Origin of the sequence: Vibrio marisflavi CECT 7928 (assembly GCF_921294215.1) — a bacterium.
Taxonomy (GTDB): Bacteria; Pseudomonadota; Gammaproteobacteria; order Enterobacterales; family Vibrionaceae; genus Vibrio; species Vibrio marisflavi.
This window is the reverse complement of sequence record NZ_CAKLDM010000002.1, coordinates 2,511,969-2,537,946: the sequence shown is the minus strand read 5'-3', so window position 1 is coordinate 2,537,946 and position 25,978 is coordinate 2,511,969. Positions and strand designations below refer to the sequence as shown.

Below are 25,978 nucleotides of genomic sequence, written 5' to 3'. Positions count from 1 at the left end.
AGGGAAAATATGTCTGTATACCAAAAAAAGCAGCACGACTCTGTTAGCGAAGATATCGTGTGGCATAACACTGCTATCAGCCATCAAGATCGATCTCGTGCCAACCAACAAAAGCCTGTAGTGCTTTGGTTTACTGGACTAAGTGGTTCGGGGAAGTCCACTATTGCCAACGCCGTCGAAAGATTGCTGTTTGAAATGGGGCAGCGTAGCTACTTGCTTGATGGTGACAATATTCGTCATGGCTTGAATAAAGACCTTGGCTTTAGCGATCAAGACCGAGTGGAAAATATTCGCAGAATTGGAGAAGTTGCCAAGCTATTCGTTGATTCTGGCCTAATTGCTCTCACTGCTTTCATTTCGCCGTTCGTTTCAGATCGACAACAAGCGAGATCGTTAGTAAAGGAAGGTCAGTTTTTAGAAGTCTATATAGATACGCCGCTAGAGGTATGTGAGCAGCGAGATCCCAAAGGACTATACAAAAAAGCTCGAGCAGGAAAGATTGCCAACTTTACAGGTATTGATTCTGCGTATGAAGCACCGGTCTCGCCCGAGATACATATTCGCACACAAGGGTTGCAGGTTGAGCAATGTGCTAAGCTGGTGCTGGATGAATTAATTAAGCTTAGTATTTTGGAAGTCAAGGATTAGACCATGCATTACGACGTTTTCAATGGCGATGCAGACGGCATTATCGCATTACTACAACTACGGCTAGCAAAGCCGATTCACAGCCAGTTAATCACGGGAGTTAAGCGTGATACCGCACTTCTTAGGCAAGTCGAACGTCAACCTGATGTGACTTCTGTGTCGGTTTTGGACATATCTTTAGAAAAAAACATTGATGCGTTAAGCGCTCTATTAGCCAGAAAAGTTGAAGTATTTTATTGCGACCATCATCGAGCGGGCGATATTCCCGATTCGAACTATTTAACTAGCCGCATCAACACAGATTCGGAAGTTTGTACAAGTTTGCTGGTAAACGAAGAATTGAATGGCCGTTATCTGCATTGGGCAATCGCTGCCGCCTATGGTGACAACCTGCATTCGACTGCTGATAAACTTGCGATAGAAAATGAAGTCTCGGATGCTGATAGAGAGTATCTAAAAGAGCTAGGTACTTTGATTAACTACAATGGCTATGGCGCGTCTGTGGAGGATTTACACATTCCTCCTGTCGACCTGTATCGTCAACTGCTTCCATTTGAGAGCCCATTCCAGCTGCGAGAAGACACTTCTTCTCCGTATTACCAGCTAAAGAGTGCCTACCAGCAAGACCGTCAGTTCGTGGATAAGCTTTCACCTGTTGAGGAGTCGAGCAATATACGTGTGTTTGAATTGCCCCCAGAGGCTTGGGCAAGACGAATCAGTGGCGTTTTTGGCAATGAACTTGCCAACCAAGAACCAAACAAAGCTCATGCAGTGTTAACGCTAAACCCGAATAAAAATGATTTTACCGTGAGTGTGCGTGCTCCGCTCAATAATCGAGTGGGAGCCGATGAGGTGTGCTGCCAGTTTGTTACAGGTGGTGGCAGAAAAGCCGCAGCTGGAATTAATCAATTGCCACTCACCGAAAAAGCAGTGTTTATCGACACGCTCAATCGTTATTACGACTGAATTAAATTGACATGCAGTTTGAGTGTTCTCTGCTGCGTGAACCATGAAAATACTAGGAAGCTCATATGTCACATTCGTCCGAGTTAATTGCTAAAGATATCGAAGCCTATTTGAAGGTGCATGAAAATAAGGATTTGCTCCGATTTTTAACTTGTGGAAACGTCGACGATGGCAAATCTACTTTGATCGGACGGTTGTTGTATGACAGCAAACTTATCTATGAAGATCAGATGGCTGCGATAGAGAAAGACTCGCAAAAGTTCAATACTACCGATGAAGAATTTGACTTAGCACTTTTAGTCGATGGTTTGCAATCCGAGCGTGAGCAAGGCATTACCATTGATGTTGCTTACCGATACTTTTCGACGGATAAGCGCAAATTTATCATTGCTGACACACCTGGACATGAGCAATACACGCGAAATATGGTGACTGGCGCGTCTACTTGCGATTTAGCGATTGTAATGGTGGATGCTCGGCACGGTATTCAAACGCAAACTCGTCGCCATAGCTATATTTGTAGTTTGCTCGGCATTAAGCACATCATTGTTGCTATTAACAAAATGGACTTAATGGACTACGACCAAACGGTATATCGCAAAATCAAAGCCGATTATCGAGAGATGGCGAAAAGCTTCAATATTGACGATATACGCTTTGTGCCAATCTCTGCGCTTAAAGGGGATAACGTTGTCTCTCCAAGTGAAAATATGGATTGGTATCCCGGCGCTACACTGATGAAGCTGTTGGAAACGGTGAAAGTAAACCAAGATAAAGATCTTGAGCACATGCGCTTTCCGGTTCAATACGTTAATCGTCCCAACCTGAATTTCCGTGGATTTTGCGGCACGCTCGCATCTGGTGTGGTCAAAGTCGGGGACAATATTACCGCATTGCCTTCTGGTAAGCATTCTAAGGTCAAATCTATCTTTACCTACGATGGTGAGTTAGAAAGTGCATTTCCGGGGCAGGCAATCACGTTAACATTGGAAGATGAAATCGACGTATCACGAGGAGACATGTTGGTTCATACAGGACATGAGCCTGATACCACCAGTCACTTTAAAGCACATACAGTGTGGATGGGCGAAACACCGATGCGCACTCACCAAGAATATATCTTCAAGTTCTCTACGAAAAGTTGTACAGGATCTTACACGAGTATTGCCCATAAAGTAGATGTAAATACATTAGAGCAAAGCCGCGAGGGCGGTGAGAGTTTAGAACTGAATGAAATAGCTTTGGCTTCAGTGAAACTAACCGATGCGGTGCCGCTTGATAACTATCAGGATCTGCCTCAAACAGGTGCATTTATTGTTATCGACAGAAATACTAACGTGACGGTTGGCGCTGGAATGGTTTCGTCACTTCTCGATAGTGGCAACGCGCCTGAGCGTGAGTACTCTCAGTTAGAGAAAGATCTCAATGCTTACGTGAGAAAGCACTTCCCTGAGTGGGGTTGCCAAAAGATTTAAAGCATTATGCTTTAGCTATTTAAAAGGTCGACGGTGACATCGTCGACCTTTTGCGTTTAAATCTCATTCCAAATTATTAAAAGCTAAGGAAATACATTGAGGGTTACAGAGCTTCGTGAGTACAAAATAAAGCCGGGTAAAACAGAACAATGGTTGAAATGGATGAAAGACGAGATTTTGCCATTGCAGCGTTCGAAAGGGATGAAGATCGTCGCTACTCATGTGCACAAAGGCGAAGATGGCGAAGACTATTTTGTTTGGTTGCGCGAATTTGAAAATGAAGAAGCACGGCAAAAAATCACACAAGAAACCTATGATGAGTACTGGGTAAGCACTATTCGCCCAAAAGTGTTTGAATTGATTGAACAAGATTCTGTGAAAGTTCGCCTAATTCATCCGGTGGACTTGTAATTTTCCTATCGACGCGTTTAGGTGTGGGACTATGAACTGAGGCTTGTTACAGCTTCTAATGGTTCTCGTCTCGCATCTTGGTAGTATCCTCGTTATACTCCTATTCTGAAAATTATATCGACATTTAGCTAGAGCAGAAAACATGCAAGAGTATATCCAATTCTTCCAACAAAACTTGATGCTGTCAGTAGTATGGGTGGGACTTTTAGTTGCAATTATCGTGACCATGTACAAGTCTTCAACCGCACCTTTTAAAACTATTACAGCAGCTGAAGCGACCTTTTTAATGAACAAAGAAAAAGGTGTAGTAGTCGACATTCGTACTAAAGACGAATTCAAGTCGGGTCATATTACTGACTCACTGCACATTTTGCCTTCTGAAATCAAAGAAGGGAACACAGCCAGCCTTGAAAAGCATAAATCTGACCCAATCATCGTAGTATGTAAAACAGGTCAAACGGCTCGTGAAAGCGCGAACTTACTAGCGAAAGCTGGGTTTGAGAAGGTCAATTTGCTTAGAAATGGCTTGATATCTTGGAACGAGGCAAACCTTCCGTTAGTCCGCGGTAAAAAATAGATTTTATAAAGTCCAGCACATACGAATGGACAACATTAAGGATCCCCAAAAATGGCTGAAGCAGCACCAGAACAAGAAGCACAAAATTTCGCAATTCAACGCATCTTCCTAAAAGATGTTTCTTTTGAAGCACCAAACTCACCTGTTATGTTCCAAAAAGATTGGAACCCAGATGTAAAACTTGACCTTGATACACAAAGTCGCGAGCTAGACCAAGGTGTCTATGAAGTTGTTTTACGCTTAACAGTTGTGGTTAAGAACGAAGAAGAAACCGCGTTTTTGTGCGAAGTTCAGCAAGGTGGTATTTTCACTGCAGATCAGATGGAAGCTGGTCAACTAGCACATTGCCTTGGTGCATTCTGCCCGAACATCTTGTTCCCTTATGCAAGAGAAACGATTTCTAGCCTAGTTGTTAAAGGTACATTCCCACAGCTAAACCTAGCACCTGTAAACTTTGATGCTCTGTTTATGAACTACCTACAACAGCAAGCTCAAGAAGAAGGTAGCGACCAAGTCGGCGCGTAAATATTAGTCTCTAATATTACCTCAAAATAAGGTACTAAAAATGCACTGGCCATCGAGTTAACTATCGGTGACAAGTGCATTTTTTTGTTTACAATTAAAAATTCAAAATGACTAAACATTGATGGTTTCAGCGGCCAGTAAGGTTTAAGTCAATAAATAACATTGGTAGGCATAGAATGACAGGTACACAACTCAATAATGCATATGGAAAAGATGTTTCAATGGTTGTACTAGGTGCAGGCTCATATGGAACCTCTTTAGCTATTTCTTTAGCTCGCAACGGAGCAAACATTGTACTTTGGGGCCATGACCCAAAGCACATGCAGCGCCTAGAGGCCGACAGAGCGAATCACGAATTCCTACCTGGTGTAGAGTTTCCTGAGAGTTTGATCATCGAATCTGATTTGCAAACAGCGGTGCAGTCGAGTAGAGACTTGCTTGTTGTTGTACCTAGCCATGTCTTTGGTGTTGTGCTGAATAATATGGCTCTTTATCTGCTTCCGGCTTCACGAATCTGCTGGGCAACCAAAGGACTTGAGCCCGAAACTGGTCGATTGCTAAAAGATGTCGCGAAAGATGTGTTGGGGGAACAATACTCTTTAGCGGTGATCTCTGGGCCAACTTTTGCTAAAGAGCTTGCGGTAGGCTTACCAACTGCAATATCTGTGTCTTCTCCTGATCCTGATTTTGTCGCTGATCTACAGGAGAAAATTCACTGCAGCAAAACTTTTAGAGTTTACGCGAATGATGACTTCATTGGTGTGCAACTAGGTGGTGCGGTAAAGAATGTCATCGCAATTGGAGCGGGTGTCTCTGATGGTATTGGTTACGGTGCGAACGCGCGTACAGCCCTAATAACTCGTGGCTTAGCTGAAATGACTCGACTTGGCTTAGCACTTGGTGCTCAGCCAGATACATTTATGGGAATGGCGGGGCTTGGTGATTTAGTCTTAACTTGTACCGATAACCAGTCTCGTAACAGAAGGTTTGGTTTGGCTTTAGGGCAGGGTAAAGGTGTTGATACTGCTCAGGAAGAAATCGGTCAAGTCGTCGAAGGGTATCGCAATACAAAAGAGGTGTGGCTATTGGCTAAACGTGTTGGTGTAGAGATGCCAATAGTTGACCAAATCTATCAAGTATTGTATCAAAGTAAGAATGCGCGCTTAGCCGCTCAAGATTTGCTAGCGCGAGACAAGAAAGCGGAAAGCTAACACTCCATTGATTTTTGGATAGGGTCTACATGAAACATTGTGAAAAACAGCAGATTTGGCGAGCTATCGTGCGAGAAGCTCGAGAGTTGTCAGAGCAAGAGCCGATGCTCGCGAGTTTCTACCATGCAACCATCATAAAGCATGAGAGCTTAACCTCTGCTGTCAGCTACATATTGGCAAATAAGCTCAATACCGCATCGATGCCAGCAATGGCGGTGCGTGAAGTCATCGAAGAAGCGTTTAATTCTGACACAACAATCGCATCAGCAATGGCCTGTGATATTTGTGCAACGGTTAACCGTGACCCTGCTGTCGCAATGTATTCTACTCCTCTTTTGTATCTTAAAGGCTACCATGCTTTACAAGGCTATAGAGTGGCTAATTGGTTATGGAAGCAAGGACGAAAAGCGTTGGCAAGCTACCTGCAAAATCAAATATCAGTTGCTTGCCAGGTCGATATTCATCCTGCTGCGAAGATTGGTAAAGGCATCATGCTTGACCATGCAACCGGGATCGTGATCGGCGAAACGGCAGTGGTTGAAAATGATGTCTCTATTTTGCAGGATGTGACGCTTGGTGGTACGGGTAATGATTGTGGTGATCGACACCCTAAAGTACGTGAAGGCGTCATGATTGGTGCTGGTGCTAAAATACTCGGCAATATTGAAGTGGGTGAAGGGGCAAAGATAGGTTCTGGCTCTGTTGTACTTCAAGCCGTGCCAGCACATACCACTGTTGCAGGAATTCCCGCTAAGGTGGTTGGCAAGCCGAAATCAGACAAACCATCTCTTGATATGGACCAGCAGTTCAATGGTAAGTCCCAGAGTTTCTCTGATGGCGAGGGAATTTAACCCTACATTTTTCTGGCACCTCAATGAAAAAACCTGCCTTAAATAATTCTAAGGCAGGTCAAATATTGAGAATTACGCCATTGCGTCAAGTTCAGAAAGTACTTCTTCAGCCCATTGAATCCAAGCTTGGCGAACTAACAGGTTACGACGAAGTGTGAGTCTTTCTAGGCGCTGCTGTTTGTCTAGCGTGCTAGGCGTAGAGTAGTAAGCCGCTTCAATTTCTTGGTAATGTGCGACTAACTTATAAGACTCCTCAACTAGCTCTGCCAGTTGAACTCTGTATGGTCCAGAAGCTTGCACGGAGCAGGCCATCAATTTCGCTGAAAATTCATCACGAATTGTTGGGTGAGCAGTTGGTTGATCAAACCACTCTCCTAATGCGCTGCGTCCCAAATCCGTAATAGAGTAAACTTTACGATCTGGCTTGCCTTCTTGTGGTTCAAGGACACACGTGACCAAATTGTTCTGAGCCATTTTATTTAGCTCACGATAAACTTGTTGGTGGCTTGCTTTCCAAAAATAGCCGATGCTAGCAGAAAACTCTTTTGTGATATCGTATCCTGTCGCATCGCGCGTACTTAAAACTGTTAAGATTACGTGTGGTAATGACATGTTTTCAATCCAAATGCTCAATAAACAAATAATAAATTGTTTGAACAGCTGTCATGCTTCTAGAGGCATTTAATCATCAGTAAGTTCAAACAAAACCCAACAAAAAAACTACGTTGGCAATGTCTCCTTACTTAAGCCGTTTTATCACCTAGATCGATAATTGATGTATCGAATACTGCGAAATGTAGATTTAATTGTGCCCGCAGCGGAGCAGTAGTATATCTAAATAATAAGCATAAAGTAGAATAGATGGGGAAATAACGGCAAAAAACTGACAAAATAATCAATAAGACTGTAAGTTGGAATTATAATCTGGTTGCTCGTTATTTTTACTCATTATGCAGTGATAAATGTTGTGGATTATGCTTGGTGAGCTGTCTCGTATCTGTGGAAATAGCAGGGTTTGGGGAAAATAAGGTTGGCTAAATAGAATTTTCTACTTAACCAACCATTAGTTTGCTTGATCGGAATGTTAACCAGTATTGCGCATTCCAGCTGCAATACCCGCGATGGTGACCATGAGAGCTTCTTCTAGCTCAGCAGATGGGTTTTCCGTTTGGCGAGTTCGATAAAGTAGTTCCGCTTGTAGCATGTTCAGTGGTTCAACGTAGATGCTTCTCAAACGAATAGACTCTAATCCCCACGGGTCGCTCTGCATTAAGTTCTCATTATTCTCGACGTTAAGTACCGCCATAATGTCTTTTTGCAGCTGCGTTCTTAACTTGTCACCAAGTGGAATAAGAGCGCTATCAACCAGTCTTTGATCGTAGTAACGAGAGATTTCACTGCTGCACTTGTAGTACACCATTTCTAGCATCCCTAGCCTTGTTGAGAAGAACGGCCATTCGCGACACATATCCTCTAACAATGCTTGATGTCCTTTGTCGATCGAGTTCTGGATTGCTTCTCCTGCCCCCAACCAAGCTGGTAATACAAGACGGTTTTGACTCCACGAGAAAATCCACGGGATAGCGCGCAGGCTTTCGACACCACCTTTAGGGTTTCTTTTTGCAGGTCTTGAGCCGAGTGGCAGCTTACCGAGCTCTAACTCTGGCGTCGCTTGACGGAAATAAGGCACAAAGTCAGGTTCACCTCTTACAATCCCGCGATAGGCTTCGCACGAAACATCTGATAATTCATCCATCAGATTACGCCATTCGTGCTTCGGCTCAGGTGGTGGCAGAAGGTTGGCTTCTAGGATCGCACTTGCATACAAGTTGAAACTATTGACAGCCACATCAGGTAATCCTAGCTTGAAGCGAATCATCTCACCTTGCTCGGTAACACGTAGGCCATTCTTCAAGCTCTTCGGTGGTTGGGAAAGCAGTGCAGCATGGGCAGGAGCGCCGCCGCGTCCCACTGTTCCACCACGGCCGTGGAAAAGTGTTAGCTCGATACCTTCACTTTCACCTAGTTCGACTAAAGCTTCCATAGCACGATATTGCGCCCAGCCAGCGGCCATTACGCCTGCATCTTTTGCAGAATCTGAATAACCAATCATGACCATTTGGTGATTCTGAATAAAGCCACGATAGAGATCGATATCCATCAATTGCTTCATTACAGACTCGGCGTTGTTTAAATCTTCAAGAGTTTCGAATAATGGACAAACGTCCATGCGATATGGGCAACCCACCTCTTGCAACAGCAAATGAACAGCTAGTACGTCAGAAGCTGTGCGTGCCATTGAGATCACGTATGCTCCAAAAGCTTCCCTGGGTTGCGCTGCGATAATTCGACAAGTGTCGAGGACTTCCTTAACAGGTTCAGATGGTTGCCAATCTAGTGGTAGTAGAGGCCTTTTCGAGCTTAGCTCGTTGGTTAGAAATGCAACTTTGTCTTGTTCGCTCCATTGGTCGTAATCACCAATACCAAGGTGGCGAGTTAATTCAGATATAGCATCTGAATGGCGAGTGCTTTCTTGACGGATATCTAAGCGAACAAGGTGCACACCAAATGCTTTAATGCGGCGAAGAGTATCTAATAAACAACCATCAGCAATCACGCCCATTCCACATTCGTGAAGAGACTGATAACAAGCTTGCAGAGGTTGCCAAAGCTGCTCTGCGCTTCTTAAAGGTGCTTTGACCGTAAGTTGTTGGCCATTAATTTTAGCGTCAAGAATCTCGATGCTCTCGGTAAGCAGAGTACGGATCTCTTTTAAAACGGCACGATAGGGTTCATGTTCGTCATTGCCCGCTAACTCTCGAACAGCATCATTACATTTTGTCATCGACAACTCGCTAATGAGCTCATTGATGTCATTCAGATAGAGATCTGCGGCTTTCCAGCGAGATAGCAATAGCACTTCACGTGTGACAGAGTGAGTGACAAATGGGTTGCCGTCGCGGTCTCCACCCATCCATGAAGAAAAATGTACTGGCGATGCATCAAGTGGTAGCCCTTCTCCGAGATAAGACTCCAGTCGCTCATCTAAATCACGCAAGAATTCAGGAACGGCTTCCCAAAGAGAGTTCTCGATAACAGCAAATCCCCATTTCGCTTCATCTAACGGAGTCGGTCTTTGCTTACGAATCACATCTGAATGCCAGCTTTGAGCGATCAATTGCTCTAAGCGACGCTCAGTTTTATTCCGCTCTTTTTGCGATAAATCATTGAGTTCAAGCTTAGAAAGACACTCATTAATCTTGACCAATTTATTGATCATTGTACGGCGAGTGATTTCTGTAGGGTGCGCTGTCAGCACGATTTCGATATTTAGATCTTTCACTGCTTGAGCGGTATCTAACTTACTAACATCATTTTGACTCAGTTTCGATAGCAGTGTGCTGATGGAGTTTGGCTCGCAGATATGGTCTTCACAGTGCCTAGAAATAGTGTGGTACTGCTCTGCCATATTGGTTAGGTTAAGAAATTGATTGAAAGCTCTGGCAACTGGAGTGAGCTGCTCGTCAGGAAGGTTTTTGATTTCTTCAATGAGACTGTCTTGGTCGGTAACGTTGCCTGCACGTGCCGATTTGGAAAGCTTACGGATGGTTTCTACTTTTTCTAAAATAGCATCTCCATGAGCTTCTTGGATCGTGTTACCAAGCAAACGTCCGAGCATGCTGACATTACTTTTTAGTGCAGAGTACTTCTCGTTCATTCTCGTCCTGCCTTTTGTAAATTAATTACATTAAATATCCCTCAATAGTGAAACAATCTAGCTAAATTTTACCTAAAGAGTCAAATGGTGACCGAAATCTCGGATTAAATTTATAAGATCTGCTCTTTTTTGGTGATCTATTGCACAGTTTTGAAAGTGTCCTGAAAATTTACTACAGATTACGAGCGGTGAAGCCTTGTTACTTAACCGCTCGTGAAGTAAGGAGGAGTATCTAAAAACAGTATTTGTAGATGGCTTTCGACAGCACATCTAAGGTGGGTTGAATAAATTTGAAATCTAAGTATTCATCAGGCTGGTGAGCTTGATTGATTGACCCAGGCCCTAGCACCAATGTTGGGCAAAGCTGCTGTAAAAAAGGTGCTTCTGTACAATAGTTTACTGTTTCAGATGGGAGCTCACAGATCGTTTCCATCTGCGAGATAAACGGGTGATCGTGCTGACATTCAAACCCCGGAACTGGCTCATGTAACGGTGTAATCGCAATGCGCCCCGGCCATTTCTGTTCAACTTCTTGTAGGCAGTGCTTCAGCATATTGTCCAAACCGTCTAAGCTGATTCCGGGAAGTGGGCGGATATCATAGTGCAGCTCGCAGCACCCACAAATTCGATTTGCGCTGTCTCCACCATGAATATGGCCAAGGTTTAATGTTGGTGTTGGAATTGCAAAACCGGGATGGTGATATTGTTTAATCAAATCGTCGCGTAAGTTTTTTAGGGCAAACAACACTTCGTGCATAATTTCTATGGCATTTACACCAAGTGCTGGATCTGAAGAGTGTCCAGATTTTCCTGTAATTCGTATAGCGTTGGCTACGTGACCCTTATGAGCTCTAATTGGTACAAGGCTTGTGGGTTCACCAATGATGCAGTAGTCAGGTTTAAAAGGTGCATTGTGGGCGAAATCTCTTGCACCAATCATAGTGGTTTCTTCATCGCAGGTAGCCAGAATATATAGAGGCTTGGTTTGTTTGCTCCAGTCGATATTCTTTACCGCATCGATGATGAAAGCGAAGTAGCCTTTCATGTCGGCCGTGCCTAAGCCGTAAAAGCGATTGTTGTCTTCTGTTAACGCATGAGGTTCATAGTTCCAGCGTCCTTGGTCAAAAGGAACGGTGTCGCTGTGGCCTGCTAGGAGTAATCCACCCTCTCCAGAGCCTTTTTTAGCTATCAGATTATATTTTCCGGGTTTCACTTGATTTATTTGCACATCAAAGCCAATATCGTTCAGCCAAGATTCTAACTTTTCAATGACTTGCAAGTTACCTTCATCCCAGGACGGGTCTGTTGAGCTAATCGAAGAAGTGGAAATTAACCCACTGTAAATCTCTTTGAATCCTGGTAATTGCATATTATCTCCACTTCTACTGTTGACAGATTCTTATTTAGACGTTAAAAACATATTAAATCATTTTTAATGAATAAAAATACGAAATATCGCATTTTAATTGCATTAAAAGTCACTCGATGGCAATTGAAATGTAATGGTAACGGAACGTTTGAAATGTTAAACACCATAATTATAGGCGCAAGTGGTTATACAGGCTGTGAGCTTGCTTTGATGGTAGAGAAACACCCAGAGCTCACGCTAACAGGTTTATATGTATCCGCCAATAGTGTAGACGCAGGAAAGCCCATCTCTGAGCTGCATGGCAAGCTTTTGGGAGTGGTGGATATGCCGATTGAGGGCTTAACGGATGTAGAAGGTGTGGCTAGCAAGGCAGATGTTGTTTTCTTGGCCACGGCTCATGAAGTGAGTCATGACCTTGCACCATTGTTTCTCTCTTCAGGTTGTCAGGTATTTGATTTATCGGGCGCATTTCGTGTGAAGGCCGAGCAATTCTACCCTCAATATTATTGCTTCGAACACCAATATGAAGAGTGGCTAGATAAATCGGCTTATGGGTTAGCTGAGTGGAATAAAGAGGCAATCCAGCATGCACAGCTTGTTGCTGTCGCGGGGTGCTACCCAACTGCTTCTCAATTAGCTATGCGCCCTTTGTTGGAAAAAGGGTTAATTGATTCGGCACAGTGGCCAGTTATTAACGCAACGAGTGGTGTTTCTGGTGCTGGCCGTAAAGCGGCAACGACTAACAGCTTTTGTGAAGTTAGCTTGAAGCCTTACGGAGTGTTCAATCATCGTCATCAACCTGAAATTTCTAACCATCTCGATTGCGACGTAATTTTTACCCCGCATTTAGGCAACTTCAAGCGTGGAATTTTAGCGACTATCACCATGAAACTTGCTGATGGCGTTTCTAAGCAACAGGTGAATTCAGCGTTTGAAAGCGCATATAGCTCTCAACCATGTGTCAGAGTAACAGCTGACAGTATGCCAAGTATTCAAGACGTGGAAAATACACCATTCTGCAATATCGGATGGCAAGTGAGTGGACAGCATATCATCGTGGTGTCGGCCATCGATAACTTACTCAAAGGTGCTTCAAGCCAAGCAATGCAATGTTTGAATATCCATTACGGTTTTTCTGAAATGACAGCTTTGATATAGCTTTCAAGGCAAGGGAATAGTTATGACTAACAATAATAATACATCATTGGTGATTAAATTAGGGGGAGCCGCACTGTCTTGCCCTGATACTTTAAATCAAGTGTTTAGTGCAATTTCTATTTACCAAAAACAAGAAAACCGACGAATTGTCATCGTTCACGGTGGCGGCTACCTAGTGGACGATCTACTTTCCGGCTTGCAGATTAAAACGGTTAAAAAAGAAGGGTTGCGTGTTACTCCTTACGACCAGATCAATGTGGTAGCAGGAGCGTTAGCCGGAACTGCAAATAAGATACTGCAAGGCAATGCCGTTAAAGCAGGCATAAAAGCTGTGGGTTTAAGCCTAGCCGATGGCGGGTTATGCCAAGTGACTGAGCTTGATCCTGAATTGGGAGCTGTAGGTAAAGCCACGCCGGGTGACTCAAGTGTGCTTCAAGCAATATTAGAGACGGGAGCACTGCCGATTATCAGCTCAATTGGCTTAACTGCGCAAGGTGAGTTAATGAACGTCAATGCTGATCAGGCTGCCGTTGCTGTTGCGGGGGCATTGGATGCGCATTTGGTTCTGCTTTCTGATGTGAGTGGTGTGCTTGATGGTAAAGGACATCTAATAAAAAGCTTAGATGAGAAGCAGGCTGAACAACTGATTGAAGGCCAAGTGATCACCGATGGGATGATTGTCAAAGTTCAAGCAGCTTTAGAAGCGGCAAAAATTTTAGGCAGAGAAATCGAAGTTGCCAGCTGGCGCTATCCAGAAAAGCTTACCAAATTGCTATCGGGTGAGAGCATTGGAACCCAATTTTTACCAAACGTAGAACAAGATTAAGAATAATGGAATTTTTTGCTCTGACCGCCAGGCGCAGGGCAGACACTGGAGAAAATGAAATGACGAAACAACAAATCAATAAAGTAGTAGTGGCGTATTCTGGCGGTCTTGACACCTCAGTGATTATTCCTTGGCTAAAAGAAAACTATCACTGCGAAGTGATTGCGTTTGTGGCGGATGTTGGTCAGGGTGCAGAAGAACTTAATGGTATTGAAGAGAAAGCAATCGCATCTGGTGCAACAGAATGTTACGTGGTGGATTTGAAAGAGCAAATGGTTGAGGAGTACATTTACCCAACACTGAAAACCGGTGCTTGTTACGAAGGTAAATATCTTTTAGGGACGTCTATGGCTCGTCCAATCATTGCGAAAGCGCAAGTAGAAGTGGCTCGAAACGTTGGTGCTGACGCTCTGTGCCATGGTTGCACTGGTAAAGGCAATGACCAAGTGCGTTTTGAAGGTGCTTTTGCAGCGTTAGCACCTGAGCTTATGGTTATTGCGCCATGGCGTGAATGGGACTTGGTGAGCCGTGAAGAGTGTCTTGATTACCTTGCAGAGCGCAATATCCCATGTACAGCTTCGCTAACAAAAATCTACTCTCGTGATGCAAATGCTTGGCATATTTCAACGGAAGGTGGCGTGTTAGAAGATACTTGGAATGCACCTAACGAAGATTGCTGGGAGTGGACCGTTGATCCAGAGCAAGCGCCAAATGAAGCGGAATTTGTCACAGTTAAAGTTCAACAAGGTGAAATCGTTGAAGTGGATGGCGAGGCTATGACGCCATACAATACCTTAGTGTACTTAAACGAGAAAGGTGCCAAACATGGCGTTGGCCGTATTGATATCGTAGAAAACCGTTTGGTAGGCATCAAGTCTCGCGGTTGCTATGAAACTCCAGGGGGAACCATCATGATGGAAGCGCTGCGTGCGGTCGAACAGCTGGTTCTTGATAAAAGCAGTTTTGAGTTCCGTGAAGAGCTTGCTGTAAAAGCTTCCCACTTAGTGTATGACGGTCGCTGGTTCACTCCACTATGTAAATCTGTTCTAGCAGCATCAGAAGAGCTGGCAAAAGATGTCAATGGTGAGGTGGTGATCAAACTTTATAAAGGACATGCTACGGTAACGCAAAAACGCTCTGATAATAGCTTGTACTCAGAAGAGTTTGCGACTTTTGGGGAAGATGAAGTCTATGATCAAAGCCATGCTGGTGGATTCATTCGCTTATACTCTTTGGCAAGCCGCATCAGAGCGCTAAACGAGAAAAAGTAAAATAATAACAATCAAACAGACTTCACTGGCAAACCAACTTACTTATGGATCTAGCATCGCTAGATCCTTTTAATCACTGGGAGAGACACAATGGCATTATGGGGCGGAAGATTTACCCAAGCAGCAGACACAAGGTTCAAAGAGTTTAATGATTCATTGCGCTTTGATTACCGATTGGCTGAGCAAGACATTGTGGGCTCTATTGCTTGGTCCAAGGCTTTGCTATCAGTCAACGTGTTGAATGAGGAAGAGCAGCAAAAGCTCGAGCTTGCGTTAAACGAGCTTAAGTTGGAAGTGATGGAAGATCCGAGCCAGATACTTCACTCATCTGCAGAAGATATACATTCATGGGTTGAACAGCAGCTGATAGGTAAAGTAGGTGACTTAGGTAAAAAGCTGCACACTGGACGTTCACGTAACGACCAAGTGGCTACCGATCTTAAGCTTTGGTGCCGTCAGCAAGGTAATCAACTTCTTATCGCATTGGATAAGCTTCAATCTCAATTAGTAGACGTAGCAAGTAACCATCAAGATACGGTATTGCCGGGATATACTCATCTACAAAGAGCTCAGCCCGTGACATTTGCACATTGGTGCTTAGCTTATGTAGAAATGTTTGAACGTGACTACTCTCGTTTGTCTGATGCAATCAAAAGACTCGATACTTGCCCGCTAGGCTCTGGTGCGTTAGCTGGTACAGCATACCCAATCGACAGAGAAAAGCTTGCGCACAACCTTGGGTTTAGAAGAGCAACAAGAAACTCACTCGACTCGGTATCCGATCGTGACCATGTTGTTGAACTTATGTCGGTAGCTTCGATGTCGATGCTGCATCTTTCGCGTCTTGCAGAAGACATGATTTTTTATAACTCTGGCGAGTCTAACTTTATCGAGCTTGCTGATACGGTGACATCTGGTTCATCGCTGATGCCACAAAAGAAAAACCCAGATGCATTGGAGCTAATTCGTGGAAAAACGGGCAGGGTTTATGGTTCTCTAGCGAGTATGATGATGACCGTGAAAGCTCTGCCGCTTGCCTACAACAAAGACATGCAGGAAGACAAAGAAGGCCTATTCGATGCGCTAGATACTTGGAACGACTGCTTAGAAATGGCTGCGCTTTGTTTCGATGGTATCAAGGTTAACTCGGAGCGTACTTTAGAAGCTGCGCAGCAGGGTTATGCTAATGCTACTGAACTTGCTGACTACCTAGTAGCAAAAGGTATCCCATTTAGGGAAGCACACCATATTGTAGGTGTGGCGGTGGTGGATGCCATTTCCAAGCAATGCGCCTTAGAAGAGCTGTCTATTGAAGAACTCAAAGCATTCTCTAGTGTGATAGAAGAGGATGTGTATGAAATATTAACCATCGAATCCTGCCTAGAAAAACGAAGTGCGCTTGGTGGTGTATCCCATAAACAAGTGGCTTTTGCGATTGGTCAAGCAAGCAAGCGTCTAGCGCAAAGAGACAACTTAGATGTGAAAGTTCGCGCCGCACGGTTAACTGATATTGAAGCTCTTGAAGGTATGGTGACTTACTGGGCAAATATGGGTGAGAACTTACCGCGTTCTCGCAGTGAATTGATAAGAGATATTGGTTCATTTGCCGTGGCTGAGCATCATGGAGAGGTGACAGGATGTGCATCTTTATATGTCTACGACTCTGGGCTAGCTGAAATTCGTTCTTTAGGCATTGAGGCGGGCTGGCAAGGACAAGGGCAGGGAAGTGCTATCGTTCAACATTTGGTGAACAAAGCGAAAAAAATGGCAATAAAGAAAGTGTTTGTGTTAACACGTACGCCTGAATTCTTTATGAAGCAGGACTTTATACCGACGTCAAAAGCTTTGTTACCTGAAAAAGTCTTAAAGGATTGCGAGCAATGTCCTCGTCAACATGCTTGTGACGAAGTTGCTTTAGAAGTGAATTTGGTTGAGCAAATTATCGCCAAATGCAGTGTTGCGTAAGTTGTTGAAAATTAACTAAATTTAAAATTTATTAAAAATAATTACAATTTTAGGGAACATTTTAGAAAGAGCCGGGTCTATTACTGTACCACTGCTTTTTCTTAGAAAAATCTAAGAGAGCCCCAAACCAGTATTGGTTTTGGGGCTTTTTTCTTTTCTTGGCCTTAACAACCGGGTCCACAATCCAAACAATGTTTGATCATCTCCGGACCTAAGTGTAGTTTCGCATTGACGTCTCTTAATGCTGTTCGTACACCTTCTTCAATCACTGGATGATAGAAGGGCATGTCTAACATCTCGGATACAGTCATCTTGCTTTGATGCGCCCAAGCTAACAAGTGTGCCAAGTGCTCGGCGTCAGGGCCAATCATTTCTGCACCAAGAAATCGCCCTGTGCCTTGCTCTGCGTAGACATGCAGAATACCTTTGTTTCTTAGCATGACTCTAGAGCGGCCTTGATTCTCGAAGGAGACTTCCCCTGTCGCAAAGCAGCCACAATCGCCTAAGCGATCTGTTAATTGGCGGTAGCTTTCACCTACCATGGCAATCTGCGGATCCGTAAATACCGCTGAAATGGTTGAACGCCTTAGTCCAGCACGAATATCTGGGAATCGGCCGGCATTATCACCAGCAATTTTTCCTTGATCGGCAGCTTCATGCAGCAAAGGTATTTGGTTACTTGCATCACCTGCAATGAAAATGTGTTCGACGGAAGTCTGCATTGTGTATGGTTCAGCAACCGGCACACCTTTGTTATCAAGTTCAACTGAGGTATTTTCTATATCGAGCTTATCTGTGTTTGGTCTTCTTCCTGTTGCCGCAAGTACATAGTCAACAACGAAAGTATCTAAATCACCTTGATGGTTAATAAACTGAATCTCAACTTTATCGCCTTCAGAGCTTTCGATTCTCTTCATGCTTTCGACATTGACGTTGGCATCAAGATAGAGCTCATCTTGAAATGATTTTTCGGCGTAGCTCATTACTTCTGGATCGGTAAGAGGACCGATTTGACCACCTAAGCCAAAGACTTTTACGTCAACACCCAGTCGGTGTAGCGCTTGCCCTAATTCTAAACCAATCACGCCCGGACCAAATACTGCAACGGAGCTAGGAAGGTCATCCCAATCAAATACATCATCATTGACAATAAGTTTGTCGCCAAGCTCGTTCCAAACAGCAGGGTATGCAGGGCGAGAGCCTGTTGCGATGACGACTCGTTTAGCGTTAATCTTTGTGTGTTCGTCGATAACCAATGTATTGTCATCGACAAATTTTGCGTAACCAGAGATTTTGTCTTGCGCGGGGATTTCATCCACGCTTTCTAATACGAAGCCAACAAAGCGATCTCTTTCTCGCTTCACTCGGTCCATCACTTCACGACCGTTGATTTTCGTTTCTCCTTGAGGATAAACGCCAAAACCCGGAGCTTTCTCTATTTGATGAACACTTTCTGCTGCTGCGATTAATAGTTTGGAAGGCATACAACCGACTCGAGCGCAGGTGGTGCCATAAACACTGCCTTCAATCATGACTACACTGTTGGTGTGTGATTTTGCTGCGCGGTAGGCTCCCAATCCAGCCGTACCACCACCAATCACTGCTACATCTACATTTAACTGTTTCATACTGTTCTCACTGTGCTAATACAGGTTGATTAAGAGCCCCTAAGGCTTATCGCCTTAGGGCAACTTTGGCGTTATTGAGCTAGGTAGGCGTCTAATTCTTCGCTACCACCGATGTGTTTCCCGCCGATAAATACTTGAGGAACAGTAGTGCGGCCAGTCACAGCGCGCAGGCTCACAGTTGTTGCATCTTTGCCTAAAACGACTTCTTCATATTGTAGGCCTTGGTCGATCAGTGCTTGTTTGGCTTTTGCACAGAAAGGGCAGCCTGGTTTTGTGAATACAGTGATAGATTCTTGGGTTTTGTGCTCCGGTGCAATGTAGCTAAGCATTGTGTCTGCATCAGATACTTTGAACGGGTCGCCTGGCTCACTTGGCTCTACGAACATCTTTTCAACCACGCCATTTTTAACCAGCATGCTGTAGCGCCAAGAGCGTTTACCAAAGCCAATGTCTTGCTTATCTACCAACATGTTCATTCCCGCAGTAAACTCACCATTGCCGTCAGGGATAAAGGTGATGTTTTCCGCTTCTTGGTCACTTTTCCAAGCGTTCATAACAAAGGTGTCATTGACAGAAACACATACGACTTCGTCTACGCCATATTGTTGGAACACAGGATGAAGTTCGTTGTATCTAGGCAAATGGCTTGATGAACACGTTGGTGTAAATGCGCCTGGTAAGCTAAATACAATGACGGTTTTGTCTTTGAAAATTTCATCTGTAGTGACGTTTACCCAAGCATCGCCTTGGCGAGTTGGAAAAGTAACTTGTGGTACTGTTTGGCCTTCTTTGTTTACTGACATAATTCTTTCCTCGTTTCTGAAATATAAGCTGACTGTGAGTTAATCTTAGTTGTTGTTCTGTATTTGGTATATGTATTATGCTGAAGCTATGTTGATAGCTCCAATCGTTTGGTTTTATTAAATCGATAGATTATTCCTATCGGAGGTTTAATGAATATTCGTGATTTTGAGTATTTGGTTGCGCTCGCAGAGCATAAACATTTTCGCAAAGCTGCGGAGGCTTGTTTTGTTAGTCAGCCTACGCTGAGCGGCCAAATTAAAAAGTTAGAAGATGAGCTTGGTTCTCCACTTTTAGAGAGAAGCAGCCGCCGTGTCCTCTTTACTGATTCAGGTTTGCAGCTTATCGAACAAGCCAAAACAATTCTGAGAGAAGTGAAAGTTTTCAAAGAAATGGCTAAAGAGCAAACTGGTGAAATGAGTGGTCCAATGAATATTGGCTTTATCCCCACTGTTGGACCGTATCTGTTACCAAAAATTGTGCCTGCGATTAAAGAGCAGTTTGGAGAGCTAGAACTGTTTCTCCATGAGGCTCAGACACATCAGTTGGTTCAGCAGCTAGAAGATGGCAAGCTTGACTGCTTAGTTTTGGCCTCTGTGGAAGAGACAGCACCGTTCAAAGAAATTGAGGTTTATGAGGAGCCGATGAGTATCGCGGTTCCTTGCGACCACGAATGGGCAAGTCTAGCAGAGTTGGATATGTTAGAGCTCAACGGTAAAACAGTATTGGCTCTAGGTGATGGTCATTGCTTGAGAGATCAAGCGTTAGGTTTTTGTTTTGCTGCTGGCGCAAAGGATGATGAGCGTTTTAAAGCGACCAGTTTAGAGACGCTGAGAAATATGGTAGCAGCTGGCGCAGGAATTACTCTGCTTCCTGAGTTGTCGTTACCAAAAGAGAAGCAAAAGGATGGAGTCTGCTATATCAAAGCCGTCAACCCAATACCGACGCGAAGCATTGTATTAGCCTACCGCCCCGGTTCGCCTTTAAGAAACCGTTTTGAACAGCTAGCGGAATTTATTCAATCACTGCTTTAACCATGAAGCAAAAACGAAAAAGGAGAGCAAACATGCTCTCCTTTCCATCAGCTATTTTTCTATTGCTTTAGAATATTTGTTCTGTCGCTGAGGTGTTGTCAGAGGAGCTATCGCTGACATACTCAGTAGGTTGCGTGCCTTGAACAAAGTATTCAAACATAGACGTGTAGTCAGTTTTGTTGGTAAGCAAACCTGTCGCTCGATCAATCCGTACGCGGATAATATGTGGTGGCAGAACAAGTTCGTGCTCTGGGTGATCTTTCAGTGCGACTCTCATGAAATCTATCCATGCAGGCTCTGCTGTTTTTGCTCCTGATTCAGCGCCAGATATCTGAGCTTTGCCAAGGTTAGGGTTACGAGTTGTACGTCCTAAGTCGCGGCCATGATTATCAAAACCAACCCATGCTGTAGCAACAATGCCTGGCCCAAATCCGTTGTACCAAGTATCTTTTGAGTCGTTGGTTGTGCCGGTTTTCCCGCCAATATCTCTTCTGTGCAGCACTTGAGCTCGCCAGCCTGTGCCGTTCCAACCAGTACCTTTCGTCCAGTTTCCTCCACCCCAAATGTTGCTGTAAAGCATTTGTCTTACCAAGAAAGCATTTTGCTGCGAGATCACGCGCTCAGCATAGTGTGGCGTTGGTGGAACAGGTGTAGTCTGCGATATTTCATCCTTATTGACTAAAGCTGTCGGTGGGATGATTTTATCGATATCTGCGGCACTAGGTTGTGCAGCGACTGTATTTAGCTGGTTGTCAGTGTCATTGTTTTCAGCATCAGCAGGCTGAGCTGTGTCACCAGTTTGACCAGTTGCTGCTGTCTGCGGCTTAGTTGCATCCGGCACGTCGGCCTCACAATCTTTAGACTGGCAAACCACACTTGGGTTCGCTTGGTACAAGACATCGCCATAAGGACCAACAATCTTACTGATGAAGAATGGCTTAACGAAGTAACCACCGTTAGCAAACACGGAGTAACCTTGCGCAAGCCTTACCGGTGTCAAACTACCTGCACCAAGTGCGATGGTTTCTGAATCCGGAAGGTGATTGAGCTTAAAGCCAAATCGAGTTAGATAGTGACGAACATTCTCTAAGCCAACTGCTCGAAGCACTCGAATGGCCATAACGTTGATCGATTGTGCTAAGCCAATACGCAGACGAGTTGGACCGAGATAGATTGGTGGTGAGTTCTGTGGACGCCACGCAGTTCCCTGACTCTTATCCCATTTGTTAATTGGCGCATCGTTAATCAATGTTGCCAGTGTCATTCCGCTATTGAGTGCATCCGAGTAGATAAATGGCTTAATACTTGAGCCGACTTGTCGGATAGATTGTGTTGCGCGGTTGAATTTACTGTGAACGTAGTTGAATCCACCGACTAGTGCCAAAATGGCTCCGTTTTCAGGATTCATTGCTACAAACGCAGTGTTAGCATTTGGTACTTGGCTTAATGCCCACATTTTGGCTGGGAAGTTATCTTGGTCAACTTTAGGTGTGTCAACTTTGCGCACCCAGACTTCTTGACCAACGGCGAGGATGTCATCTGCGCTAGTTGGGGCCGGACCTTGGCGATCATCAGTGACGAACTTTCTCGCCCAATTCATACCATCCCAAATGATGGTTTGTTGTCCGTGATTTTTAACCCAAACCGTTGCACTTTTGTCGTTTACAGCGGTAACAACTGCTGGGCTGAGCTTTCCATAAGTTGGAGTGTTTTTAAGCTCAGCTTGAATTTGATCTTGAGTAAATGGAGTTTGATCTGGTTGCCATAAAACTCGCTGAGGACCACGATAGCCATGTCTTTCATCGTAGTTAAGCAGATTGTCGATAGCCGCGTTGTTGGCTGCTTTTTGTAGCTTAGCGGTTACTGTGGTGTAGATGTTTAAGCCTGATGTATACGCTTCATCACCGTAATGTGCCACTGCCCATGCACGTGCCATTTCTGCCACATAAGGTGCGTGTAGTTGGATCTCTGCAGGGTGGTAGCTAGCAACCACGGGCTCAGCTTTCGCTTGATTGAACTGCTGCTGAGTAATGTAGTTCTCTTCAAGCATGCGTTGAAGAACAGTATCGCGTCGGTCTCTTGCACGGGTTACTGAGTAGATTGGGTTTAGTGTTGATGGCGCTTTAGGTAGGCCTGCTAGTACCGCAATTTGGCTAAGGTCTAAGTCTTGCAATGGCTTACCAAAGTAGACTTGTGCAGCTGCTCCAAAACCATACGACCGATAGCCTAAGAATATCTTGTTGATATAAAGCTGGAGAATTTCATTTTTGGTTAGCAAGTGTTCAATGTGAACAGCAATGAAAATTTCTTTAATTTTCCTCATGATACTTTTCTTATCTGTGAGGAAGAAGTTTCTTGCTAACTGTTGAGTAATTGTACTTGCCCCTTGTTTTGCGTGCCCTGAGATAGCAACGACGAATGCGGCACGAACAATACCAATTGGGTCGAACCCAGGGTGTTCATAAAAACGGCTGTCTTCAGTGGCAATAAGTGCATTGATAAGGTTTTGTGGGATTTCGCTGAATGAAACTGGAATACGTCTTTTCTCGCCATATTCAGCAATGAGTTTGCCGTCTTGGCTAAACACCTGCATTGGTGTTTGCAATCTTACATCTTTAAGAGTGGCGACATCAGGAAGGGAAGGCTTTACGTACATGTAAAGACCAAAAATAGTACCGACTCCTAGAACCGTGCAAACTAAGAAAAAAATAAACAATCGCTTTATGAACTTCACCGGAGAATCCCTGATTAGTTAGGGTTGCCATACAGCAAGCCTTTATATTCTGAGCTAACAAATTTAGCTCAAATTTGAATGATGTTGAACTCATCACTCTTACTGATTATTTCTGAGCTACTTAAACTTTGGAGCTCAGTTTTATGGGTAACTCATTGATCACTGGTTTGGACTTTAGCCCAAAAAGTGTAAAAGCCGTTGTTTTAAAGCAGACGAGTCAAGCTTTAAGGCTTATCTGTTGCAAAGAAATACCGATAGAAATGTACGTATTCTCTGATAACTTCACGCAAGATTATCAGGAAATTGTAAAGAAACTCAAAGAACTAAGAAAGAGCTTGCCCTCAAATAGTCGTAAAGTATCTATTACTATTGATGATGCATTAGTAATAAGCAAGAAAATACAGATAGATAGTGTTCTAGAAGGTTCAGAAAGACTACATGCATTAACTACAGCAATGTCACAGCAGCTTGCATGTTACCCAAATGAGTTAAGTATCGATTTTTTCGCTTCAGATGGCGATAGCTCAAATCACTTGAGTAATGGCTATCAGTGCAATCACACTTGTTATCAGGTTTACGCAACTAAGAAGTCCTATGCCATTCACATTACGCAGGCTTTGGAAAAAGCGGGGTTTAAGCCAATCTTGATGGACAGCAAAGCCAGGTGTCTTGCTTTTGTTTGGCAACACATATGCCAAATAAACTCTCTAGAAAACTGGCTTCTTGTTTATAGTATTGGAGTTCGGCTAATTCTGTGTATCTCGCCAAGAGAAACTGAACCATACATTCATACCTTGCATGCTATCAATCCGTCAGAGGTTACCTTCGATAATGCCTTCGCCACCAAACAGTTTATAGATGAAGTTAAAAGGTTCAAACTCAACTGCGCTGCTGAGTCTATAAAAGGAATATGCTTTTCCGGCGAAAACAAACCAACGGGCGACGAGCTTGAACGGCTTAGTTCTATATTAAAATTGCCCTGCAAAACCATTTCCCTATTGAGCATAATTCAGCATTTGTGTACGGCATCTCATTTCGTAGAAGCGAGCGAAGAATTGTCTTTTTTGATGGCAGCTGGAGCCTCAATGAGTGGCTTGCAATGGTTGGTAGAGAGCAAAATTGCGTAGTATCAACTTACTGCCATGGCGAGAGCGCATTGCCAAAACCAATAGACAGCAGCTTCTAGTAAGCGGTTTGGTTGGTGTTGCTGTCGCGCTAGTCTCGTTATTTTTTGCTAGCAGTAACTTGCAGCGGCAATTGCAGATACAACAATCTCGCAATAGCTATCTAACTAGCCAAATCCAACGATTTGAGCACTCCTCAAAAAATCTCTCCATTTTCAAGAATCAACTCAAATACCTGAATGAAAAAAACACCGCCTACTCTGAGTTTGAAAAACAACGAAATCTACCTGTCCTATTGATGAACTTACTCAGCAATATCGCGAGTAGAGAGCTTTATTTTGAGAAGATTATTGCTAGTAATGTGCAAATAGAGATCTCAGGGGCAAGTGTTAGTCACAATGGTGTTGCTAGTCTATTGGATCGCATGAAAGCCATCCCAATAATTCGCGAATGGAAAGTGCGCTCAGTGAGTAAATCTTTGTCGGTGAAAATTAAAGAAACATATAGCTTTCACATTTCTGTCTATTTAACGCAAGGAGAGTAAGTTGATAGTGAACTCTTGGCTTAATGCTCAGGTTGCAGAGCAATGGTTACAACCACTGTGGGTCAAGGTATGTCTGTTGGCAATAGGTGTCTTTATCTGCGTTTTTACTCTTGGTTATTGGTTTTATATCGCAGGCCAATTGAATGAACTGCAAAGCTATATTGTTCAAGAGCAGGTGTTGAAAGCAGCGCTTACACGCAAAGTAAATCAAGCGGCTAAAGCTTCTCAGCTAGAAGAAAAGCTTGCAGACCTCAATTTACACCATATCGCGCTATCCAAAGCTCATGACGCAAAAGGCAATACGATTCAAATGATGACGGATATTGAAGCTTGCGCCTCGAAAACAGACGTACATATTAGCCGTTTTCAATGGGGTAAGAACGTAGTTGAGCAGAGCATTTCCCAAACCCCGATTTCGTTAGAAGTTAAGAGTAATTGGAACAATGCTGGTTATTTCCTGCAGTGTTTAGCTCATTTGCCGCAGTTGTTTATTGTTAATCGTATGGTTTGGCATGGCGACCAGTCTGAAAGCCAACTAGTTAACCTACAAGTGATGGCTCAACTAGTCACTCAGTCATAGAGAACATATGCAGTTTGAAAAATTTCTACAGATATTCTGCGCTTGTATCCTAGCGGCTCTGTCTGGATGCAAAGCGAATACAGACTCTCTAAAGAGCTTTGTATCTCAGCTAGAAAGTTCGCTCTTGGTGACACCTAAATCAGTGTTAGCTGATGGGCAAGTAACGTCACAATCTCATCAGGCATCAAACTCAATCATCTATATTGAGTCTCCCATTACGCCTTTATTTCTTTCTCAAATGCAAAGCTCCTCAGATTCAGCGCAAAAAGTTGACTGCAGCCCTTTGCCGAAAAAATACCATCAGGCTGTTGTCATTTCTCCGTATTCAAGTGATGAGCTTCGCTATCGAGGTTATTTTGAGCTCAATTCTCATAAAAGCGCCTTGGTGGAGACACCATCAGGCAAGCTGCTGCAAGTATCAGTAGGCGATACTGTGGGGCTAAACAACGGCAAAGTAACTGAAATCATGCCAGCAGAAATTAGCGTAGAAGAATCAGTACAAAACTCGCGGGGCTGCTATATCCGCCAAACCGTTAAGTTAGTTCGTGAATAAGAGGTAGAA

Annotated in this window: 23 protein-coding genes; 17 read left to right on the top strand and 6 right to left on the bottom strand. The window is 43.8% G+C overall.

The annotated features are described in order from the left end of the window. Positions 1-9 precede the first annotated feature (9 nt). The 8 genes from cysC (at position 10) to cysE (ending at position 6,664) form a co-directional block, all read left to right on the top strand. Positions 10-648 (top strand): adenylyl-sulfate kinase, encoded by a 639-nt coding sequence (gene cysC / locus L7A31_RS18400; protein WP_237363213.1) that lies wholly within the window; start codon positions 10-12, stop codon positions 646-648. Positions 649-651: 3 nt separating this feature from the next. Further along, entirely contained in the window at positions 652-1,614 is a 963-nt protein-coding gene (locus tag L7A31_RS18395; RefSeq protein ID WP_237363212.1) for a DHH family phosphoesterase, read from the top strand. A gap of 65 nt (positions 1,615-1,679) precedes the next feature. After that, positions 1,680-3,089, top strand: coding sequence for a sulfate adenylyltransferase subunit CysN (gene cysN / locus L7A31_RS18390; RefSeq protein WP_237363211.1), 1,410 nt, complete (start codon positions 1,680-1,682; stop codon positions 3,087-3,089). A 96-nt stretch (positions 3,090-3,185) separates the two neighbouring features. After that, on the top strand, positions 3,186-3,500 hold the full coding sequence (locus L7A31_RS18385; RefSeq protein ID WP_237363210.1) for an NIPSNAP family protein: 315 nt from the start codon (positions 3,186-3,188) through the stop codon (positions 3,498-3,500). A gap of 142 nt (positions 3,501-3,642) precedes the next feature. Continuing rightward, positions 3,643-4,077, top strand: a complete 435-nt coding sequence (locus L7A31_RS18380) for a rhodanese-like domain-containing protein (protein WP_237363209.1) — start codon at positions 3,643-3,645, stop codon at positions 4,075-4,077. Positions 4,078-4,128: 51 nt separating this feature from the next. Continuing rightward, positions 4,129-4,602 (top strand): protein-export chaperone SecB, encoded by a 474-nt coding sequence (gene secB / locus L7A31_RS18375; protein ID WP_237363208.1) that lies wholly within the window; start codon positions 4,129-4,131, stop codon positions 4,600-4,602. 176 nt (positions 4,603-4,778) lie between these two features. Next, entirely contained in the window at positions 4,779-5,813 is a 1,035-nt protein-coding gene (gene gpsA / locus L7A31_RS18370; protein ID WP_237363207.1) for an NAD(P)H-dependent glycerol-3-phosphate dehydrogenase, read from the top strand. A 29-nt stretch (positions 5,814-5,842) separates the two neighbouring features. After that, on the top strand, positions 5,843-6,664 hold the full coding sequence (gene cysE, locus L7A31_RS18365) for a serine O-acetyltransferase (RefSeq protein ID WP_237363206.1): 822 nt from the start codon (positions 5,843-5,845) through the stop codon (positions 6,662-6,664). A gap of 72 nt (positions 6,665-6,736) precedes the next feature. Here the strand turns inward: cysE and L7A31_RS18360 are convergent, their stop codons facing one another. From L7A31_RS18360 to argE, 3 genes are all read right to left on the bottom strand, one after another. Then, positions 6,737-7,276 carry a PadR family transcriptional regulator gene (locus L7A31_RS18360; protein WP_237363205.1) on the bottom strand — a complete coding sequence of 180 codons (540 nt, stop codon included), beginning with the start codon at positions 7,274-7,276 and terminating at the stop codon, positions 6,737-6,739. Between the two features lie 472 nt (positions 7,277-7,748). Then, positions 7,749-10,382, bottom strand: a complete 2,634-nt coding sequence (gene ppc, locus L7A31_RS18355; protein WP_237363204.1) for a phosphoenolpyruvate carboxylase — start codon at positions 10,380-10,382, stop codon at positions 7,749-7,751. 232 nt (positions 10,383-10,614) lie between these two features. Then, on the bottom strand, positions 10,615-11,751 hold the full coding sequence (gene argE, locus L7A31_RS18350; RefSeq protein ID WP_237363203.1) for an acetylornithine deacetylase: 1,137 nt from the start codon (positions 11,749-11,751) through the stop codon (positions 10,615-10,617). Positions 11,752-11,904: 153 nt separating this feature from the next. Here argE and argC point away from each other — a divergent pair, with 153 nt between their 5' ends. The 4 genes from argC (at position 11,905) to argH (ending at position 16,971) form a co-directional block, all read left to right on the top strand. Next, entirely contained in the window at positions 11,905-12,909 is a 1,005-nt protein-coding gene (gene argC, locus L7A31_RS18345; RefSeq protein ID WP_237363202.1) for an N-acetyl-gamma-glutamyl-phosphate reductase, read from the top strand. 22 nt (positions 12,910-12,931) lie between these two features. Further along, entirely contained in the window at positions 12,932-13,735 is an 804-nt protein-coding gene (argB, locus tag L7A31_RS18340) for an acetylglutamate kinase (protein WP_237363201.1), read from the top strand. A 59-nt stretch (positions 13,736-13,794) separates the two neighbouring features. Then, positions 13,795-15,006 carry an argininosuccinate synthase gene (locus L7A31_RS18335; RefSeq protein ID WP_237363200.1) on the top strand — a complete coding sequence of 404 codons (1,212 nt, stop codon included), beginning with the start codon at positions 13,795-13,797 and terminating at the stop codon, positions 15,004-15,006. A gap of 90 nt (positions 15,007-15,096) precedes the next feature. Continuing rightward, on the top strand, positions 15,097-16,971 hold the full coding sequence (gene argH, locus L7A31_RS18330) for an argininosuccinate lyase (RefSeq protein ID WP_237363199.1): 1,875 nt from the start codon (positions 15,097-15,099) through the stop codon (positions 16,969-16,971). Between the two features lie 164 nt (positions 16,972-17,135). On the opposite strand, the gene L7A31_RS18325 is transcribed toward argH, so the two are convergent. Both L7A31_RS18325 and L7A31_RS18320 read right to left on the bottom strand, forming a co-directional pair. Beyond that, complete coding sequence (locus tag L7A31_RS18325; RefSeq protein WP_237363198.1) at positions 17,136-18,599, bottom strand: dihydrolipoyl dehydrogenase; 1,464 nt, start codon at positions 18,597-18,599, stop codon at positions 17,136-17,138. A gap of 71 nt (positions 18,600-18,670) precedes the next feature. After that, positions 18,671-19,402, bottom strand: a complete 732-nt coding sequence (locus tag L7A31_RS18320) for a glutathione peroxidase (RefSeq protein ID WP_237363197.1) — start codon at positions 19,400-19,402, stop codon at positions 18,671-18,673. Positions 19,403-19,552: 150 nt separating this feature from the next. Here L7A31_RS18320 and oxyR point away from each other — a divergent pair, with 150 nt between their 5' ends. After that, positions 19,553-20,434 carry a DNA-binding transcriptional regulator OxyR gene (oxyR, locus tag L7A31_RS18315; protein ID WP_237363196.1) on the top strand — a complete coding sequence of 294 codons (882 nt, stop codon included), beginning with the start codon at positions 19,553-19,555 and terminating at the stop codon, positions 20,432-20,434. 67 nt (positions 20,435-20,501) lie between these two features. Here the strand turns inward: oxyR and L7A31_RS18310 are convergent, their stop codons facing one another. Further along, positions 20,502-23,168 carry a penicillin-binding protein 1A gene (locus tag L7A31_RS18310; protein WP_237363195.1) on the bottom strand — a complete coding sequence of 889 codons (2,667 nt, stop codon included), beginning with the start codon at positions 23,166-23,168 and terminating at the stop codon, positions 20,502-20,504. A gap of 143 nt (positions 23,169-23,311) precedes the next feature. Here L7A31_RS18310 and pilM point away from each other — a divergent pair, with 143 nt between their 5' ends. Genes pilM through L7A31_RS18290 form a run of 4 tightly spaced genes read left to right on the top strand, consistent with a single transcriptional unit; the run spans position 23,312 to position 25,969 of the window. After that, positions 23,312-24,295, top strand: coding sequence for a pilus assembly protein PilM (pilM, locus tag L7A31_RS18305; protein WP_237363194.1), 984 nt, complete (start codon positions 23,312-23,314; stop codon positions 24,293-24,295). Further along, positions 24,288-24,836, top strand: coding sequence for a PilN domain-containing protein (locus L7A31_RS18300; protein WP_237363193.1), 549 nt, complete (start codon positions 24,288-24,290; stop codon positions 24,834-24,836). Before pilM ends, L7A31_RS18300 begins: the two co-directional genes overlap by 8 nt. Positions 24,837-24,843: 7 nt before the next feature. Further along, on the top strand, positions 24,844-25,416 hold the full coding sequence (locus L7A31_RS18295) for a type IV pilus inner membrane component PilO (protein ID WP_237363601.1): 573 nt from the start codon (positions 24,844-24,846) through the stop codon (positions 25,414-25,416). 7 nt (positions 25,417-25,423) lie between these two features. After that, complete coding sequence (locus tag L7A31_RS18290; RefSeq protein WP_237363192.1) at positions 25,424-25,969, top strand: pilus assembly protein PilP; 546 nt, start codon at positions 25,424-25,426, stop codon at positions 25,967-25,969. The last annotated feature ends 9 nt before the right edge of the window (positions 25,970-25,978 follow it).